1 protein-coding gene is annotated in these 791 nt (G+C 76.0%); it reads right to left on the reverse strand.

Annotated elements, in window-relative coordinates; all coding sequences use genetic code 11:
- Positions 1 to 791: aldose epimerase family protein (locus tag IE329_RS40010; RefSeq protein ID WP_190215989.1), on the reverse strand; the 791-nt coding region annotated here is incomplete at both ends.

The raw sequence follows: 791 nt of genomic DNA on the forward strand, positions 1-791 counted from the left end.
CAGGTGCGGGAAGCGGAACTCGGTGCGGCTGGTGAAGCGTTCGCCCGGGCGCAGGACGGTGCTCGGGTACTCGGGCCGGTTGGGCGAGTCGGGCAGGTGCTGGGTCTCCAGGCAGATGCCGCCGTGCCGGGGGTGGTGGTGGCCGTCGGCGTCCGCCAGCGTGCCGTCCAGCCGGTTGGCGGTGTAGACCTGCACCCCCGGCTCGGTTGTCCACACCTCCAGCGCCCGCCCGCTGGCCGGGTCGGCCAGCCGGGCCGCCCGGCGCAGGGCGCCGGGCCCGGCCGCGGGCCGCAGCACCCAGCAGTGGTCGAAGCCGCCGGCGTTCTTCAGCTGCTGGTCCTCGGCGGCCAGGGCCTCGCCGACCGGCCGGGCCCGGGTCAGGTCGAACGGGGTGCCCGCCACCGCCTGGAGCGGGCCGTACGGGATGGCGTCCGGCGCGACCGGCAGGTACTGGTCGCCGTCCACCTCCAGCAGGTGCCCGAGGACGTCGCCGGAGCCGGCGCCGCCCAGGTTGAAGTAGGCGTGGTTGGTCAGGTTCACCACGGTGGGGCGGTCGGTGACGGCCTCGAAGGACACCGACAGCGTCCCGGCCTCGTCGAGCGCGTACAGCACGCTCACCGACAGCGCGCCGGGGAACCCCATGTCGCCGTCCGGGCTGAGCAGCGAGAGCCGCAACGCGGCCCGGTCACCGGCGGGTTCGGCCCGCCAGACCCGGCTGTGGAAGCCCTCCGGCCCGCCGTGCAGCGCGTTGCCGCGGTCGTTGGCCGGCACCCGGTGGCTCTGCCCGTCGA

It is taken from the genome of Kitasatospora indigofera, from assembly GCF_014655955.1.
Classification (GTDB): domain Bacteria; phylum Actinomycetota; class Actinomycetes; order Streptomycetales; family Streptomycetaceae; genus Kitasatospora; species Kitasatospora indigofera.